Annotated in this window: 23 protein-coding genes; 2 read left to right on the plus strand and 21 right to left on the minus strand. The window is 44.6% G+C overall.

The genetic code is table 11. From position 1 onward, the window contains the following. Positions 1 to 3 precede the first annotated feature (3 nt). Both NJR55_RS00300 and NJR55_RS00305 read right to left on the minus strand, forming a co-directional pair. Entirely contained in the window at positions 4 to 429 is a 426-nt protein-coding gene (locus tag NJR55_RS00300; protein WP_253616786.1) for a GFA family protein, read from the minus strand. Continuing rightward, complete coding sequence (locus NJR55_RS00305) at positions 419 to 1,036, minus strand: Crp/Fnr family transcriptional regulator (protein WP_253616788.1); 618 nt, start codon at positions 1,034 to 1,036, stop codon at positions 419 to 421. Before NJR55_RS00305 ends, NJR55_RS00300 begins: the two co-directional genes overlap by 11 nt. A gap of 105 nt (positions 1,037 to 1,141) precedes the next feature. Between NJR55_RS00305 and NJR55_RS00310 the strand changes: the two genes are divergently transcribed. Further along, positions 1,142 to 1,588 carry a methyltransferase family protein gene (locus tag NJR55_RS00310; RefSeq protein ID WP_253616789.1) on the plus strand — a complete coding sequence of 149 codons (447 nt, stop codon included), beginning with the start codon at positions 1,142 to 1,144 and terminating at the stop codon, positions 1,586 to 1,588. A 35-nt stretch (positions 1,589 to 1,623) separates the two neighbouring features. On the opposite strand, the gene NJR55_RS00315 is transcribed toward NJR55_RS00310, so the two are convergent. The 16 genes from NJR55_RS00315 to NJR55_RS00390 form a co-directional block, all read right to left on the minus strand. Then, the gene (locus tag NJR55_RS00315) at positions 1,624 to 1,941 is read right to left on the minus strand and encodes an antibiotic biosynthesis monooxygenase family protein (protein WP_253616791.1); all 318 of its coding nucleotides are present in this window, start codon (positions 1,939 to 1,941) and stop codon (positions 1,624 to 1,626) included. 36 nt (positions 1,942 to 1,977) lie between these two features. Then, a complete protein-coding gene (locus NJR55_RS00320) occupies positions 1,978 to 2,511 on the minus strand; it encodes a DinB family protein (protein ID WP_253616792.1) in 534 nt (177 codons plus the stop codon). Between the two features lie 51 nt (positions 2,512 to 2,562). Beyond that, positions 2,563 to 3,189 carry an FMN-binding negative transcriptional regulator gene (locus NJR55_RS00325; RefSeq protein WP_253616794.1) on the minus strand — a complete coding sequence of 209 codons (627 nt, stop codon included), beginning with the start codon at positions 3,187 to 3,189 and terminating at the stop codon, positions 2,563 to 2,565. 20 nt (positions 3,190 to 3,209) lie between these two features. Beyond that, positions 3,210 to 3,512, minus strand: coding sequence for a helix-turn-helix domain-containing protein (locus NJR55_RS00330; RefSeq protein WP_253616795.1), 303 nt, complete (start codon positions 3,510 to 3,512; stop codon positions 3,210 to 3,212). Beyond that, entirely contained in the window at positions 3,509 to 3,889 is a 381-nt protein-coding gene (locus NJR55_RS00335; RefSeq protein WP_338034521.1) for a type II toxin-antitoxin system RelE/ParE family toxin, read from the minus strand. Before NJR55_RS00335 ends, NJR55_RS00330 begins: the two co-directional genes overlap by 4 nt. A gap of 150 nt (positions 3,890 to 4,039) precedes the next feature. Further along, on the minus strand, positions 4,040 to 4,465 hold the full coding sequence (locus NJR55_RS00340; protein ID WP_253616798.1) for a GNAT family N-acetyltransferase: 426 nt from the start codon (positions 4,463 to 4,465) through the stop codon (positions 4,040 to 4,042). 15 nt (positions 4,466 to 4,480) lie between these two features. Further along, on the minus strand, positions 4,481 to 5,530 hold the full coding sequence (locus NJR55_RS00345) for a lipoate-protein ligase LplAB (protein WP_253616799.1): 1,050 nt from the start codon (positions 5,528 to 5,530) through the stop codon (positions 4,481 to 4,483). 77 nt (positions 5,531 to 5,607) lie between these two features. Continuing rightward, entirely contained in the window at positions 5,608 to 6,276 is a 669-nt protein-coding gene (locus NJR55_RS00350; RefSeq protein WP_253616800.1) for a YoaK family protein, read from the minus strand. A gap of 16 nt (positions 6,277 to 6,292) precedes the next feature. After that, the gene (locus NJR55_RS00355; RefSeq protein WP_253616801.1) at positions 6,293 to 7,495 is read right to left on the minus strand and encodes a GGDEF domain-containing protein; all 1,203 of its coding nucleotides are present in this window, start codon (positions 7,493 to 7,495) and stop codon (positions 6,293 to 6,295) included. 94 nt (positions 7,496 to 7,589) lie between these two features. Continuing rightward, positions 7,590 to 8,951, minus strand: a complete 1,362-nt coding sequence (locus NJR55_RS00360) for an amidohydrolase family protein (RefSeq protein WP_253616802.1) — start codon at positions 8,949 to 8,951, stop codon at positions 7,590 to 7,592. A 12-nt stretch (positions 8,952 to 8,963) separates the two neighbouring features. After that, positions 8,964 to 9,686, minus strand: coding sequence for a LytR/AlgR family response regulator transcription factor (locus tag NJR55_RS00365; RefSeq protein WP_253616803.1), 723 nt, complete (start codon positions 9,684 to 9,686; stop codon positions 8,964 to 8,966). Beyond that, positions 9,650 to 10,654: a sensor histidine kinase gene (locus tag NJR55_RS00370; RefSeq protein ID WP_253616804.1), complete on the minus strand. Its 1,005-nt coding sequence runs from the start codon at positions 10,652 to 10,654 to the stop codon at positions 9,650 to 9,652. Before NJR55_RS00370 ends, NJR55_RS00365 begins: the two co-directional genes overlap by 37 nt. Before the next feature lie 144 nt (positions 10,655 to 10,798). Beyond that, the gene (locus NJR55_RS00375) at positions 10,799 to 11,239 is read right to left on the minus strand and encodes a hypothetical protein (protein WP_253616805.1); all 441 of its coding nucleotides are present in this window, start codon (positions 11,237 to 11,239) and stop codon (positions 10,799 to 10,801) included. A 1-nt stretch (position 11,240) separates the two neighbouring features. Continuing rightward, positions 11,241 to 12,140, minus strand: a complete 900-nt coding sequence (locus NJR55_RS00380) for a lipid kinase (RefSeq protein ID WP_253616806.1) — start codon at positions 12,138 to 12,140, stop codon at positions 11,241 to 11,243. A 151-nt stretch (positions 12,141 to 12,291) separates the two neighbouring features. Further along, complete coding sequence (locus tag NJR55_RS00385; RefSeq protein ID WP_253616808.1) at positions 12,292 to 12,645, minus strand: hypothetical protein; 354 nt, start codon at positions 12,643 to 12,645, stop codon at positions 12,292 to 12,294. A 114-nt stretch (positions 12,646 to 12,759) separates the two neighbouring features. After that, the gene (locus NJR55_RS00390) at positions 12,760 to 13,101 is read right to left on the minus strand and encodes a winged helix-turn-helix transcriptional regulator (protein WP_253616810.1); all 342 of its coding nucleotides are present in this window, start codon (positions 13,099 to 13,101) and stop codon (positions 12,760 to 12,762) included. A gap of 93 nt (positions 13,102 to 13,194) precedes the next feature. Between NJR55_RS00390 and NJR55_RS00395 the strand changes: the two genes are divergently transcribed. Beyond that, on the plus strand, positions 13,195 to 13,521 hold the full coding sequence (locus NJR55_RS00395; protein WP_253616812.1) for a nuclear transport factor 2-like protein: 327 nt from the start codon (positions 13,195 to 13,197) through the stop codon (positions 13,519 to 13,521). Positions 13,522 to 13,622: 101 nt separating this feature from the next. Here NJR55_RS00395 and NJR55_RS00400 read toward each other — a convergent pair whose 3' ends face one another. The 3 genes from NJR55_RS00400 to NJR55_RS00410 form a co-directional block, all read right to left on the minus strand. After that, positions 13,623 to 13,913 carry a hypothetical protein gene (locus tag NJR55_RS00400; protein ID WP_253616814.1) on the minus strand — a complete coding sequence of 97 codons (291 nt, stop codon included), beginning with the start codon at positions 13,911 to 13,913 and terminating at the stop codon, positions 13,623 to 13,625. Between the two features lie 295 nt (positions 13,914 to 14,208). Beyond that, positions 14,209 to 14,928: an SMI1/KNR4 family protein gene (locus NJR55_RS00405; protein WP_253616816.1), complete on the minus strand. Its 720-nt coding sequence runs from the start codon at positions 14,926 to 14,928 to the stop codon at positions 14,209 to 14,211. 45 nt (positions 14,929 to 14,973) lie between these two features. After that, a complete protein-coding gene (locus NJR55_RS00410) occupies positions 14,974 to 16,086 on the minus strand; it encodes a DUF4241 domain-containing protein (RefSeq protein WP_253616818.1) in 1,113 nt (370 codons plus the stop codon). Positions 16,087 to 16,247: the final 161 nt, after the last annotated feature.

Below are 16,247 nucleotides of genomic sequence, written 5' to 3' on the forward strand. Positions count from 1 at the left end.
TCGCTACTTTGAAGCGGCATGCTGAGCAAAAACTTCTTCGCCGGTCAGGTTCTTCGTTTGCTCCGAAAAAGAATAAAACTTAGGTTTCTGCTCAATGAATATTTGTCCAGAGAACTCCCAATCGTCATGACCTTCAAACAATGCAAAAGGTACTGCGTAATATTCTTCACCCTTTAAGCGGTAAAACAAATGAGTACCACAGTTTTTGCAAAAACCACGCTCCGCCCATTCTGAAGAATCGAAAATTGATATGTTCTGCTCACCTTCAAAGTTTACTTCGTCACCACATTCCACTGCGAAAAATGGCCCGCCGCCCCACTTCTGACACGTTCCGCAGTGACACGCATCTACGCTTTTGCTTTTAATATGTGCGGATACACTGACTGATCCACAAAGACAGCTACCATGGTATTTTTCTTCAGTTTTCATGATTCTCTCCTCGATCATCTATGCAGTAAATTAAGGTGCCCATATCCCGAACCCGTCGTTTTATTCTACAGAGAGCAACGGGAGTGACCCTAATGTAGCTCGCTATGTCTCTGTCGGTTAAGCGCCCGGCAAGCTCCTCCCGGTCTTTAATAAATCGCACATAGCGTTCTTCCGGGGAAAGCGTCAGTAGCTCTTTCTCACGAGTTTCCTTTTTAAACCCGTAGATTTCGAATGCGCGTCTAAGGACTTTTTGCCACACAGGGTGGGAGTTTGCCAATTCAATGAGGACTTTATAGGGCAGTTGTTCAACGGTGGTATCGCAAACAGCATATGTTGAAAAGCTGGTTTTCCCGCCTGGCTCCAGAGCCATCAGGCTCGCAAAAAACTTCCCTTCCTCTGAAAAGGCTTTGATCCAGGCATTTCCATCCATGGTTTCATAAACCATTTTAATCATTCCGTTTCTTATAAAGTAAACATTGGGGTGCTGCTCTTCCGCCGAAAACAGACAGTCGCCCGCCTGTAAATGTTTAATGTGAACGGCCGTATCAAGTCTATGCTCGTCGGGCAGGGCCTCAGAGCACAACTCGCCTAGTACACGTTTCGCCATTAATGCAGTCGGATTTTTTATCACAATAAATTAACCCAGGTTAACGACAACACCCAAGACAGTGGACATATTGGTGCAACATCACTTACCCATTAAGAGATACTTATGCACACGTTACTGCTGCCACCTATTGTCATGTTGTTCACTATCATAATTATGCTGCTTCTCAATCAGTATATACCACTCGCTCGTTTCTGGGAGACCCATGCGTGCTGGGTCGGAATACCGATAATTATTCTGGGGCTGGTTATTGCTCAATGGCACGCACGTCTTTTCAAAAAACGGGGGACTAATATCAACACCTTTAAAGATCCCGACATTCTGGTAACCGATGGGATGTTCCGGTTCACCCGCAATCCGATGTATTTAGGCTTTGTTGTTAGTCTGTTCGGACTATGGGTAGCGCTGGGTTCAGCGACGCCTTTCCTTGCACTACTGGGATTCTTTCTACTGACAAACTATTGGTACATTCCTGTTGAAGAGCGGACAATGCTTAAGAAGTTCGGCACAAGTTATCAAGGCTATCAAAGCAGAGTTCGTCGCTGGCTTTAAAGCATTGAAGGGGGGGCATAGCCCCCTAACTTTGTTTAAATACCGTATTCACGCTCAACCTTTGCAATGCGCACACGGAAGTTTGAATACCACTGTTGATGACCAAGTCGCTGAGCTTCTCGGTGCTCTGCGTTATCCTTCCAATTTTTTATGGCTTCCAGACTTTCCCAATATGAAACCGTAATGCCCAGCTCGTCTTTAACAGACTCTATGCCCAAGAACCCGGGCTGTTGTTCCGCCAACTCCACCATTCGGTCAGCCATTTCACCATAGCCATTATCGCCTTCCGTACGGTGGCTACTGAATATAACAGCGTAATAAGGCGGTTTCGGTGTGTTTGCAATTTCGGACATAGAACCCTCCGAGTATTTAGCGGGCAACAAAACTGATTACTCACTTGGAATGATAGCCAGCAAATCGGTGACGCCAACATCGACACCGGCTTGTGAGAGTAACGTAGTGATTTGCCCTCGGTGGTGTGTCTGATGGTTAAAAACATGAACCAGTAAACTGAAGAGTACCTTCTTAAACTCAATGCCTTTGGTATTTTTGTAGGTGATTGTTTGTTGCAATTCGCTGTCCGTTACAACTTTTGATAAGGACAGAAATAGGCTATCGAGATGCTGCCTGTATTCAGCCAGATCTTTTAGTTTGGGGTGGAGAATGGTATTCAATGCCTGCGGCATAGATAGCCGGGAAAGTGCGTCCAGTTCCTGGTGGTGGCTTAAGTCGATAGACATACGCTTTAACCAAATGGTATCAGCAACTGCCAGATGATTCAGTGTGCCTATTATAGAACCAAAGAATGCTCCCCGGTCCTCGCTGAGTTCCTCGTCAGATAACTGAGAGCATGCATCGTAGAGTTTGAGATTCATCCATTGGTTGTATTCGGCCATGAGACAAACATAACTGTTTTGTAGCACAGGAGTTTCTCCTTAGGTTTATTTTCAGTAACCCAAACGAGCCCGCTTTTGCTAACTAACGAATTTAGACATCGCGCAGCTCTGCGGTTGCTCACTGCCTTCAAGACCCGCTTTAACTCCTGCTCTATTTCGTTCTGGCAAGTTCTGGCTCGCTTTCAATTTACCCGTCAGCGTTTCAATTTCTATCTCTATACCAACAATAGCCTTAACTAAGCGGCCGGTGAAGTCCTCAGGAGCATCATCTACCTGCCAGGGCTCGTTCATTCCTGACTCATGCTGGTCTGTTAGTTTCGTTAAATGCTGCTTTAGCCAAGTTGCATCTTCAACAACCCTAGCTTTACCTGCCGCATGCACAGCCAGATAATTCCAGGTTGGTACAACTCGCCCTGTTTCTGCTTTAGAGGGATACCACGAGGGAGAAACATAAGCGTCCGGCCCCTGAAAAACAGCTAACACGCGACCACCATTTTTAAGACGCTGCCATACCGAATTATTACGTGCCACGTGACACTGAAGCGTTCCAAGAGGTTCGCCTTCTTCACAACTTAAATGAAAAGGAAGGTGGTTTGCCTCAATGCCATCTTCATCGGCAATAATTAACACCCCAAAGCCATAATCGCGAATATACTGGTGCAACTTTGCGTTATCATCTTCATTGAAGTGCTTCGGTACGTACATTCTTAGGGTTCCAAATTAGTTTAAGCAATAACTTCTAAACCTCTTTTTTCGGCAATAGAAAGCATTTTAAGTGCCGCTCCGCGTGGCTTACTGTCGCCCTGCTCCCACTTCTTAACCAGTTTATCGCTGACATTCAGATATTGTGCGAATACGGGCTGTGATAACTTATATTTCAGCCTAAGAGCTCTAACCTGCTCAGCGGAAAATTCATGGACAGTGGTCAAGCATAACGCATCAAACTTGCGCATCGTTGTCTTATCTATCACACCCGAATTTTTCAGGCCCTTAGCCGTTTTATGAACAGACTTTAAAATATCACTCATAAATCACCTACCTCAATAAGCTCGCCCTCTTTGACAAGCTTACCTAACCGCTTTTTATCAAAGCTGATAAACATTCTAGCTAGCTCTTTTAAAGCAACCTTCTCTTTAGAACTGATATTGGTCTTTTTATTTTTCGCAAACACATAGAGAAAAAAGTACTTGTTACCTATAACAGCACCAACAATTGTTCTATATCCGCCGCGTTTTCCTTTATTGCTATAGGCAATACGCTTTTTATAAACATTACCGCCTAAGTCTGCATCAATAAGGCCTTTACTCATTTCCTTGCAAGCATCAATCAAATCTTCATCAGACATCGCTTCTTTTTTCATTAAAGAAACAAATTCCTTTGTCTTATAAATCAAAGTATACTCCAATAGGGTATGTTTTCAAGGCATGCAAATACTCTAAACTAAACATAGCGATCTAGACAGCATGGGGCGCGGAGTTTTCTGTCTGTGAAGAGAGTTTTTCTGTGTACGTAATGGCATTCTATTCTAAACAGGGGAAACGTGAGCTAAGTCGTATTACCAACAAATAGAGCAAACCATATAGTAAAAGCGCTCATCTTCGCTACTCACGCTAAAACCGGTACGCTGATATAACCGAACCGCGGGGCTATTTTTAAATACTTTCAACCGGAGTGTATTGACCTTCTCTTCCCTCGCAAGCTTTTCTGCCTGCGCGAGTGCCTGAGAACCAATTCCCCGCCCCTGATACCGCTCATCCACCTGCAAGTCTTGCAGTTGACAACCATCATCATCGAAAGACAGTCTGATAACGCCTACGGGTTCGCCCTCAAATAGAATGTCGAAATTAACCAGCTCACGCGTCATTTTCTCGATTTGCACACTGTCCCACTCAACCGAATACTGTTCGTAGTATGAACGCATATTGGCAAGGGTCAGCTCTGCAGCGCTAGCTAAGTTCTTAGCAGGTCTGAAGGTAATCATGATGATTCCCCATGTTTAAGTTACCTTGTATAACCATTCTTCCGTTAAATATTTTGTTTCTACCAGAGCCCTTGCCGCGGATAACTCTTTGGGTAAATAATCATCAACTTGGGTTTGATAAGCCTGAGAAAACTGATTCATAAACGCATCAATAATAGCGGTTCGGGTTAAGCCTGTCTGGCTACGCATAGGGTCAACTCGTTTATTTGCACTGGTAATGCCTTTATCCGAGAGCTTCTCACGCCCAGTACGTAATACCTGTAGCATTTTATTGGCGTCGATATCATAGGCGAGAGTCGCATGATGCACGACAACACCATTGGCAAAGCGCTTTTGTGCAGCCCCGCCTATTTTACCTTGCGCAGAAGCTATATCATTTAGTGGTTTATAGTAGGCTTTGATACCAACCTCAGCTAGTGCAGCCAGAACCCAGGCATCTAAAAACTCATAAGATTTTTCAATGCTCATGCCATCGACTAATGAGGTGGGTACCGTTAATGAATAAGTAATGCAATTACCGGGTTCCATGAACATAGCGCCACCACCTGTCGCCCGGCGCACAACTTGTATATTGGCCTCTTTCGCGGCGGCCATATCCACTTCATTTTTTTCTGACTGGAAAGAGCCAATCACCACCACAGAGTCGTCCCAGTCCCAAAATCTTAATGTTGGGCCTCGTAAACCTTTGGCAACTGAATCGGCTATCACTTCGTCTAAAGCGGCATGTTCTGCTGCGGGCAGTGTTACTGGTGGAATAAGAGTAAATTGATGATCTAACCAACTGCTCGCCTTACCTAAGGCTCGTCGTATAGCTGTAGCAATAGCTTCGGCGGAAAAACCAAACATCATTACATCGTCATCGAGCGCTTCATCAATTGCGGCAGCCAGCGTTTTATGGCTTGAGGTTTCGGGGAGTCCAGTTAAAGCCTCATTGATTATGTTTAGCGCAGAGTCAGGTTCTAAGAAAAAGTCGCCTGAAATACTGACCTCACTCAGACAGCCCTCTTCTAAATTAACATCAGCAACGACTAACTTACCGCCTGGTACTTTATATTCTCCGTGCATGACTTCCCCCAATTGGTTCATCTCAGAATACTAACCCGTCCAAACTCTAGCGGCACATAGCCACCTTTTAGGCGAGTTTATTTATGCTGGCCTGACCTTCTATAATACACACGATACAAGACCGCGAGCGCCAGACAAATAACGGCTGGCACTAATAACGCCTGGAACTGTAATAACGTGAATAGATAGGCGCCGGATGCCCCGCCGGTAACAAAGCCTGCAATGATTAATCCAAACAATATCGCTTTTCTTTTATCGAAGGCTTTGCCGCGCATAACCGACCCAAACATAATGCCTAAGTCAGTAAAAATACCAGTGAGGTGCGTGGTCCGTACAATGGCACCGCTGTACGTCGTTGCCAGGGCATTCTGCATTCCGCAGGCTAATGATGCGGTGAAATGACCGTAAAATGATCCTTCAGACAGTAAGTAAAAAGAAGCAAATATCAACAGCGACTCAGCCGCAAGAGCAATGTCATAGCGACGCCTTAACTTTAGCTGTGTGCCATGCAATAAATAGCCAGACAGGCCAGCACCAAGAAAAAACGAGAATAACACACCGGCCAAATGCAGCATGTCATCGAAAGAGCCAGACAACATACTGGTACCAAACAAGGTGGCGGTACCTGAAACATGAGAAACCGCCTGGTGCTCAAAACCAAGCAAGCCAATAGCGTTTATACAGCCGGCGACAAACGCCAGCACAAACGCTCCATACTCGATCCATTTAGGTAATTTAGATATCAATGCTGATTACACCTATTTAAGAAGTCATTCCCTCACCACACATCACGACCCTGTTTCTGCCATCGCGCTTACCTTCGTACAACATATTATCTGCGCGAGTGATGATGGAGTCTAGGTTATCATCTTCGCCATGCGCAGCTGCAATGCCTATGGTAACGCTCAGTCGCAACTCACTTAACTCATCGGCTAATACCAGTGCTTCAACATTCTTCTTCAAACGCTCGGCTGCGGCTTGAGCGTCGCTGGGACCGGTATGCGGCAAGGCTACAACGAACTCTTCACCGCCAAAGCGTCCAATAACATCCGTGGGGCGTAGCGATTGAGCACAAACTTCAGCAATTTTAGTCAGAATGAAATCTCCGCGTGTATGGCCCCAGGTATCATTAATGCGCTTAAAATGATCTACGTCGATCATGAAGAGGCAAAATGGCGTATTTTCCACTTGAGCTCGTTCCAATAGCGCCTCAGACCGCTTCATAAAATGATTCCGGCTATCAACCCCAGTTAATCCGTCCTTTTCAGCCACCATTCTTAACTGGGCTTCCAGAGACTTTCTACGCTTTATTTCTTCGAGCAAATCGTTATTTTGTTCACGTTCGTGCTGAAGCAGCGCAAATTGCTTGCGCTGCAGAAATTCTATGCGCAACAAACCAAAATAGCCCACGATATTTGCCATAAACAATAATAAAGATAAGCGTACTGTGTCGGCTAACGAAACTTCCGCAAACAACTCAACAGAAGTTACGAAACCGATGCTTAAGTACAAGCTAGTTATAGCCGCCATCGCAAGCGGAGCCGGAATTAAAAAGTAGAAGCCCATTATTGTGACCACTACTGCGGTTATTTGTGTTAGAAGGCTGTCAGGGCGTAATGGGACAATTAGCATAATTCCTGTTGCCAAAATACACAACGGCAGAGCATGCAGCCAAACATTACGTGAATAGCCTCCCCAACGCCCAACAGCAAAAGCCAGTGCTAGACAAGAAATCACCACGATTAGGCGCAGAGTAAGCAACAGATAGTATTCGCGAGTTAAACCCAGCAAGTTATAATCAGTAATGCCAAACATAGCAAAAACCAACGACACCAAAAGCAATACAAGACGAGACTCGAAACGTACCCGCGTTTTAATGGCGTCGCGATACAGCGACTCTTGGTTGGAATTTAGAAACTGTCCCGTCAGCCAATGTATGGCATATTGTCTTTGTTGTTGTGACAACGTTTATTCCTGTCTAAACGATAATTTTTGTACATCCGGTATCTTCTAATTCTGACCTTTTATTCATCGTTTTGCAGTACTTTTTTACGCTCTCCTACACCTCAAACCCAAAAAACAACTTCATGTACTGAAAGAACCCAGGGTTGGCGTAATCCAGCAAAGGTTCTCTGCTCACTTTTCTGCCGTGTAGGTAAATGTCCTCCACCTCAGTTGAAAGGCTTAAGTCTTCAAAAATGTGCTTGTCGTGCAAAGTAAAATGCGCGGGGCGCCCTTTTTCAATCCCCCAATCTACGCCAAGAAACTCGTAGGCCTTAAGAGTGGAGCCCAACACAATATCCCACGGCGACATGCCCATTTGCTGCAAAAAGTAAATTTCTCGGTGAAAGCCTACACCTTGAAATACAGCGAAATTCCCGCCGTCTGAGCCCACCAGTATATTAACTCCAGCGGCATCTAAACGCTTAATTGCATCGTTCCGGTTTTCGAGAGCGCCATCTGCCTTTAACCCTGCAACCCAGTCGAAATACAGTTTATTTTCTGCTGTTATCGGGTAGTCGCTCAACAGATCTTCCTCGACTAATGCGTCCGTCATTGGAACGGAAAGTACCGAGGCAGCGAGCTCAACGGAGCCTGAGTCGTGCAAATACAGCAGCTCGTTTATAACACTCACCGTAGGAATAATTACGGTTTCCTGTTTCACCAGTAACTCGGGAATATCATCGGGCATAGCGTGCCAGGGCAAGTGGGTAACAGCATCAGCGCCTAATTCTGACGCCGTACGAATATCATTCCAGGAACCGATATGCACCACCGACTTAATATTTAGACGCCTTGCTTCGTTCAAAAATGCCTTAAGCGTAGACTTATCAAGAGTAGGTTTACTGCCCGCGTTATCAAATACAATTTTCACAACATTGGGCTTTGAGTCGCTTAAGTCACGCAATTCCAAAACCGCCTCTTCTGGCGTTCTGATCAACCGAGTTTCACCAAAGTCACAGTGTCCGGTTGGGACGGTAAAGCAAGGCCCTGCGGCAAATACATAGGCTTCGTTGCGCTCCTCTGTAAATTGCTGATCGCGATACTCAAAAATATCATTCTCATCGCTATATAAATCGAGCCAGCCATGCACGCCTGCGTACAACATGGCGTTCGCGGTGCCGCGTATACCAATGTATTGATAGTCGCTACGGTCCAGCGATGAATTGCCCATGCTATGGGAGTGCATATCGATAAAGGCTGGCATTATCACTTGCCCTTTCCCGTCCCGCACATCGGAATGCGACAAGGACACTGAGCTATCCACAATTTGTTTGAATTTACCGTCCGCAACTTCAATGTTAACGGGCGTTAATTCGCGTGTCTGAAAGTCTGGCAACAACACATTGTTTATCACAAAGTCACTTGCCGAAGCCTGCGTGGTTATAAACAACGCGGCGAATAACCATAATCTTTTCATGTTGCTCTCCGGTTATAGGTTGAGATATTTTCTTAGCACTGCGGCGCCACGTCTGCTGGTCGTAATGGTGTCGTTTACACCCTCGAAACGAAGTAAAAGTGCACCGTTTTGCCACTTTTCTATTTGATGAATATGTTGGGTATTTACGATGCTGTTGCGGTGCACCCGCAAAAAGGAATCAGGCAACTGGTTCAACAGGGATTCCAGACTGTCATCCAAATGATGTTCGCGCTCAAGGCATTGCGCTACCACCAGTCCCTGTGAGGCTTTCACAAATCGAATATCGTATGATTGCAGTATGCGTATTTTATCGCCGACTTTAGCGGTGAATTGCACTGTGGCGGGTTCTGCAACCTGGGGCTGCGCTAATACCACGCGCTCTAAAGCATGACGCAATCGCGGCAAATCAAAGGGTTTCAGTAGATAATCTAACGCCTGTTTCTCGAATGCTTTCACTGCATATTGGCTATAAGCCGTGGTAAATATCACATGGCACGGGTGCTTTATTGCTTCCAGAACATCAAAGCCTGACAACTCACCCAGCTCAATGTCTAACAGAACCAAATCTGGCTTGAATGAGTCAATGTCGAGTATTGCCTGAGGGGCATCAGCGCATTCAGCAACAACCTCGACGCCTTCCACTTGCGCAAGCTGTGCGCCTAACTTCGAGCGCGCTGGCGCTTCGTCTTCGACAATAATTACGCGCAGGCGTGAATGGGTAAGGTGATTTCGCACACAGCACCTCCTTGCTCTGACGTCTCGTTATAAAGCGACAGCTCACCACCTGCAATATCAACACGTTGTTTTACAATATTGAGCCCCTGTCCCGCTCTCGATTGCTCATTCAACGAGGGCTCTGCAAAACCTTTACCGTTGTCTTTTACCTTGAATACCAACTTGCCCTGCCCCGCTTGCACGCTAATGAGCAACTCAATAGGTCGGCGCTTCACGTGCTTCATAACGTTTTCAATCAGCGGTTGCAGTAACAGCGGCGGCACCTTCAATTGCCGCGTATCGACCGAAGGCGCAACTTGCCAGCTAATGTTCAAGTTGTCGGTGAACCTCGCTTTCTCAACCGTTAAATAGGTTTCACAAACAGCAAGCTCCTGCTCCAGTGGCACCCACTTATTTTGCTGATCAACCGAGTAACGCAGCATGTCGGAGAGTTTATGCAACACATTATCGGCTTTGTCAGGTGATGAGTGGATAAGCGCGGAAATGGTGTTCAACGAGTTGAACAGAAAATGTGGATTTAAACGGCTGGTCAAATCAGCCAGCTGGGCTTCTTTACGCAACCGTTGCTCCTGAACAAAGCGCTGGTATAAAAGGTACATGTGCGTCATCGAGAAGATGAAGACACCCCACAGAAATGCCGATAACCCCTGCTCCTTTATCGGAAACTGGTACTGCGGAAACGCCAGCGAATGCAGCCTGCTTACAATGTTGGCGCCAGCAAACATCATCAGAACGTACAACACGCCCTGCGCCACCACGTGTAAGCGGGCAACATGCTTGTTCTGTTGAGCCCAGTAGAACAGCCAAAACGGACCGAGGTAAAAGAAGGCCAGCCAAATTGGCAGGCTTATCGCAATAACGTGTAAGTTTTCACTATCAAACTCTAACCACTCTAGCCCTGCAGGTATTAAGTAGAGAATAATCAGCAGTGCCGATATCGACAGTTTTTCTTTTTTATTGAAAGTCATACGTCAGTACCGTTAGGAAACTGACTGCTAAGCTAGCCCAGCCGCCCGGCAGATACAAACAAGGAATACGTGAGCGGTAGGAATTTAGGTGTGAGTGGTTCTGGATCGCAGGTTAGGTTATTTATCCGCTTGCCGCATTACATACTAACTTTTTAACGCCTGAATTGATTTTTTGGTGTCACGAAGGTTCTCAGCCAACGCGTCGAGTAGCTTCTGATACTCCGACGACTTTTCTCCCAGCCCCGTGCGTTTTACCACACTTGCCAGTTCTTCATCTTCCTGCAGACACTTATCCAAAATAGCGGTTTTAGAATCCGCAGAGAAAAATTGAGTGAGTTCCCCTTCAATTATTTGCATCAGTTCTTTATCGGGGTCAGGTTTAGCCGGCAGCTCGCCGAGGTCCTTAACGATATTTTCAAACGGTTCTATAAAGGAAGCTCTTTCACTGGCAATACTATCAAGCTCGTTAGCAAGGTTATCGTCCTCAACCACCTTCGCTATTTCACGGTAGTAATCTTTTGTCTCAATGACTAACTTCAGAATTTCCATGCTATCGGCCTGATTATCTGTGCGTAATATCGACATATTATTCCTTGTTTTTATTTGGCACTGGCATATCGCCAACAATAACTTCAATCGCCTTTGGGATCACTTCAAACTCAGCCGGAGTATCGGTTTTAAACTCGCCGTCGGCCTGAATCCGTTTGGGTCTGGAAGTTTTAATACTAATTTTCCGGGCTTTTTTACAGACCACGCGCTCTGCCTTTCCTAAATTACCGTGACGGAAATTTACCCCCAGCAATAGCAACCGCCACCACCGTATTGGCTTCAAACAAAATAAATTCAGTTGTTCATCCAGCAACGTGGAGTCATCATCAACAATATTTCCGCCACCATAAAAGCGGCCATTACCCACCGCCAGGTGAATAGCTCTTACTGAACCTTCCCAGTCATCGGATTTTATAGCGACTTTAAAACTTTTATTGCGTTTAATTACGCTGGTAAAAGCTCCCAGATAAGCAAACACACCGAAATACTTCTTCATTTCTGATGTCAGCTCGCGGGTTACCTCTACGCCTAAGCCAACATGAGCAACATTCACAAAGTAACTATCGTTCACCTTCGCCAAGTTTATGCGTTCCCGCTTGTCGTCAATAATAGCCTGAGCAGCAGCGACAACGTCCTGTGGAAGCCCTAACGAACGCGCGAAATCATTCGCCGTACCCATAGGTAAAATGGCTAAGGTTTGTTTGCTTTTATAAACCGGTTCCAACGCAGCACTGATAGTTCCATCGCCACCGGCAACAATAACTACACCTTCTTTCTCACGGTAATTTTCAATGCAGGAAGCCATGTGAGACGCACTTTCAGTGAGGCAAACCTCTACCTCAGTGCCTGAGTTTCTGAGCAAATCGATAGCTTCTGTTAGCACCTCAGAGTGACCATTCCGACTCTTCGGATTAACCACTAACAATGCATGTTGCAATGCCTTACCTCTTCCTATTAAACGCTGCTTCAAATATAAGCGGTTTGTTCAAAGGCTGCAAAGTACTGACAGAATATTTACGTTAGAAGCCTGGTGATGCACAAATTAACAACAAAAGACGCCATTCCTGTAACCATCTGACGAACAGGTATTATGTATGGCTTTCTGCATAAGTTGCTAAACCAATGATAGCTTCAGATATGAAAAGAATGCCGTACTGAATTACAACCACAAATCCTAGACCTATCGCTGCTTGAGGATCAGAATCAACACCAAACAATAAGCCTATTGTCAGAACTGAAACTAATAAACCAGCAACAGCTCGGAAGAAAGTTCTTAATTTAGTTTTATACAAATTCTTATTCGCTAAAACAAAAACTATTCCATATGGGAATAACATAATGGCCGTGCCTATAAAACCTATTCCCCAATATTCAAAAGTTATTGCCACAAAACATATTATGGATAAAGTCCGAATTAAATTATAAATTTTTAAATAGTTCACGAGCCTTCCTTTTTAGACGCCGTTGCGCAGCCTTCAATAACTTTGCAGGTAGGAGCTTGCATGGGATTCTCATGAAGTTCTAGTCGTAAATTTTCAGCCTCCACATTGTTTTCTTTACGCTGATTCATCAAAACTATCTTTCCGATCTGCCCAGCTCAGAAGCTCATCCAGAGCAGGGCACAAGGCCTGTCCCCATCTTGTCAGTCTGTATTCGACCTTAGGTGGCACCTCTGGATATACCGTACGATGCACAATCCCGTCAGCCTCAAGCCTTCTCAGCTGTTGCGCCAGCATTTTTTGAGATATGTCAGGAATCAGCTTCTCTAGGTCAGAATAGCGTTGCACTTTGCCGTCGAACAAATGAAACAAGATAATCAGCTTCCAGCGTCCTTCTAACAATTTAATGGCTTTAAGCGTATCAGCCGCAGCGGTAGAGGGCGTATAAATCTTTCTCATAGGTAAGTAACTTACTTTTTTGTGCGTTCTTGATTATTCGTAAGCCTAAGCAGAAACTACCTTTTCAGCAACTTTTCAATAAGGAAAATAAACATGACTATTCGGTTACCTGATGCCATAAAAAACTATTTTGAAATGAGCAACGGCTCAGTTCCTGCCCAAGCAAGTGAATGCTTTTCTCAAGATGCTGCGGTATTAGATGAAGGCGGCACTTATAAAGGTCATACCGCCATTAGTTCGTGGATTAAAGAAACACGAGAAAAGTATGAATTTAGTGCCAAACCAATCAACATAACGACCAAGGATCAGCACGAGATCGTCGAAGCAGAAGTCAGTGGTAACTTCCCGGGCAGCCCGGCCGTACTCACTTATTCTTTTTTACTAAACAATGACAAAATTCAGTCTCTGGAGATTTCATGATGGCTATCAACTAAGCAATAACAGATACCAATCGGGCAGTTGTTTCGGGACGGAGAAGCGGGTTTCATTATCACCAGATAGACTTAATTGCTGAATAATTTTTAAACGCGTTTCCGGGCTCGCCTATGCAAAAGCCTTTTATTCTCCAATTCCCGATACAGCATTTGAGTATCTTTAAACCATTTGAACTTATAAAATTCATTATTCCGAAAACTTACCTTCACCGAAGATGAGCCAAGAAAAGAACTGATTTCTACTGACTCAATCTCATTCCAAATCTTCTCAAATTTGTAGTCTGTTGAATGTTGGTGAAACATCATTTTCTCGTCGCCAACCGACAGTACTTCGCCTTTATGTAGATCCAATGCTTCCTCATAATGATCTTTAAACATACTAGATAGCTTTAATACAACTAAAAAAACTAGCAGTCCGAATGGTTTATTATCAATAATAAACAAAGAGTAATCGAAATAAAAAAGTGCTATACAAGTTAAGATGAAAAGATACGAAAACCATCTGAAGTAATTTACTCTAGACTTTAAAAGCTTTTCATCACACTTAAATTTGATCATAGTTTCTTGCTTGAATGAAGTTTTCGACAAGGAATCGCTTTAAAGACAACAGGGGCTTTAGCTTTAGTTGAAGCTATAAAGAACCGATGCTCCTTAGCGTAAGTTGTTGATGATACTAACAGCTTTCCAAGTATAGCTTGCTAATAAAGTCATCTAGCGACTCAGCAATAGGAATAAATTTAGTCCTCTTCAACTCAAAGAGACACTCTGCGGAAAGCCCCTCAACATTGCTGATAACTTCCTCAGAATCAAAATGACCTTTAGCTCTCAGGTACTCAATTTCAGCTACGTTGACCCCTTGCTTTTTTAGTATGCCTTCAATTTTTCGGTCATAATAACAATACCCATGAGATTCGAGTATGCGTTTTCGGCCAAAAAGCGTATACAAATAGTCATCGTGATAATAGTAGATTTTGCCAAAGTCCTCTTCGGCAACGGACATTGCGAAGAAGCTACCAGACGACTCATCTTCGTATGCAAACGACATCATTTGGTCTGGCAACACATTGAAATTCTCTTTAGAGTTCTGATTAGATGCAAATAACTCAGGCCATTCTGGATGAACCCCTGTCAGATTTTCATATTTGGGTTGCCAGACACCGAAAATGCCAGCCACACTCGCGAGTTGCATAAAGGGTAAGTTTAGCGCCAACGCAACAAAGTCATCTTCAGCATGGACCTCGAATAAACAGCCATTCGTTTTCCCAAGAAACGCTTTGTAATCTTCGGGTATTGCCGGGTATCCAAATTTATTTCTGAGGTTTTTCTCAATATCGATAATTTCTTCGGCGGTTAACGCCGGAAACTGACTTATCACCTCAATGTCATTGGTCATAAATACTACCTATTCGCGTCAGTTTCAGCGCTTATAAAGCCTATTTTAAATCGACTCATATGAGCCGTTTTCAGTTTCTTGTACAAGGATCATGAAATCAATGTACAGCGAGACCACTTCATCTTGCTCATTGACTCCCCAAAAAGCGGGGTAAGCGCCATCGCCAAAACCGCTGGTGCAAATAACGCAGTCATCTTGCCCGGTCATTGATAACAGTTCCGTTTTCCCCTCCAGGATCCATTCGTTAAAGAGCTTTTCTTTTCTCAAATGGCTTAGTTCCACAAGGTTCCCAACATCGAATATAGCCAGGTTCCCAGCGTCGACACCATAAACTCCGTTACCGCTCGGTGTATTCGCTGCATACCATTTTACTGCCTGTTCGCTTTCGCTTAGCTTTACCCGAATACCGGCAACCCGGTTATAGGCTGTAACTGTTTCAACGAGATAGTCGCCGGGCTTTACCTTGCGCTGTAGCGGTTCAAACCGATAAATATCATAGCCAAAATCTAAAATCCCGAGAATTCCTGAGCTAATTCGCAGCCTTCCAACCTCTTCCAGTTTTGCCTCTCCTTCATCTAAATGCGGGATTGTGACACGCCGATTTTGCTGAAAAAGAGTCTGTTCATTAAGGTCTAAATTCTCTTGTTTATTCATAAACGGAGCAGCGGAGCTCGACATAGCAAGAATATCAGCATGTTGTTCAGGGGCAATAACCGGGCTTTTTGGGGGATGAAAAAGAGTATGTATCCGCGTTATTTTCCAGTCTTTCTCTGCATCAAACTTGAGCTCGTAGGCATGATAATTTGAAGGCCTACCCTCATCTTGGCGCAGCTCGGTAAGCACTTGAGCAAAGTCGCCTTGAATATCACACTCAATGATTTTTTCGTTATTCGGGTCATAGTCAGCGGGCCCAAACGAGTTGTCAGACCCTGAACCACTACCGGCAAGGAAGTGAGCTTTATCGACAGCGGACATAAGATCACGCCAGTAGCCAAAATCAAACCCCTGACCGTTATCCTCTTCAGCCTTGCTTTTTGTCTCGGCTTTCAACCATTGTTCATACCAATGGGAAATAAACGACTTAACCCTCTCTTCAGGTGAATTCATTGGCTCGTCGTAACTACTCTGCTTCCCGACAACATTATTTGAATTTTGCATGTTTGATTTTGAACTCCAATTTCATCTGGCATCTTGCCTTAAGGCTATGCCTGCTATCCGTGGTGTACGTTGCGTGTGTTTTGACTCTATAAAAACAGGGTTGGCCGCGCAAGGTGCTAAAGTGCAAGGGAATTGTAAATACTCAACTGTCGGAGAGAGTG

Origin of the sequence: Idiomarina rhizosphaerae, from assembly GCF_024159085.1 — a bacterium.
Classification (GTDB): domain Bacteria; phylum Pseudomonadota; class Gammaproteobacteria; order Enterobacterales; family Alteromonadaceae; genus Idiomarina; species Idiomarina rhizosphaerae.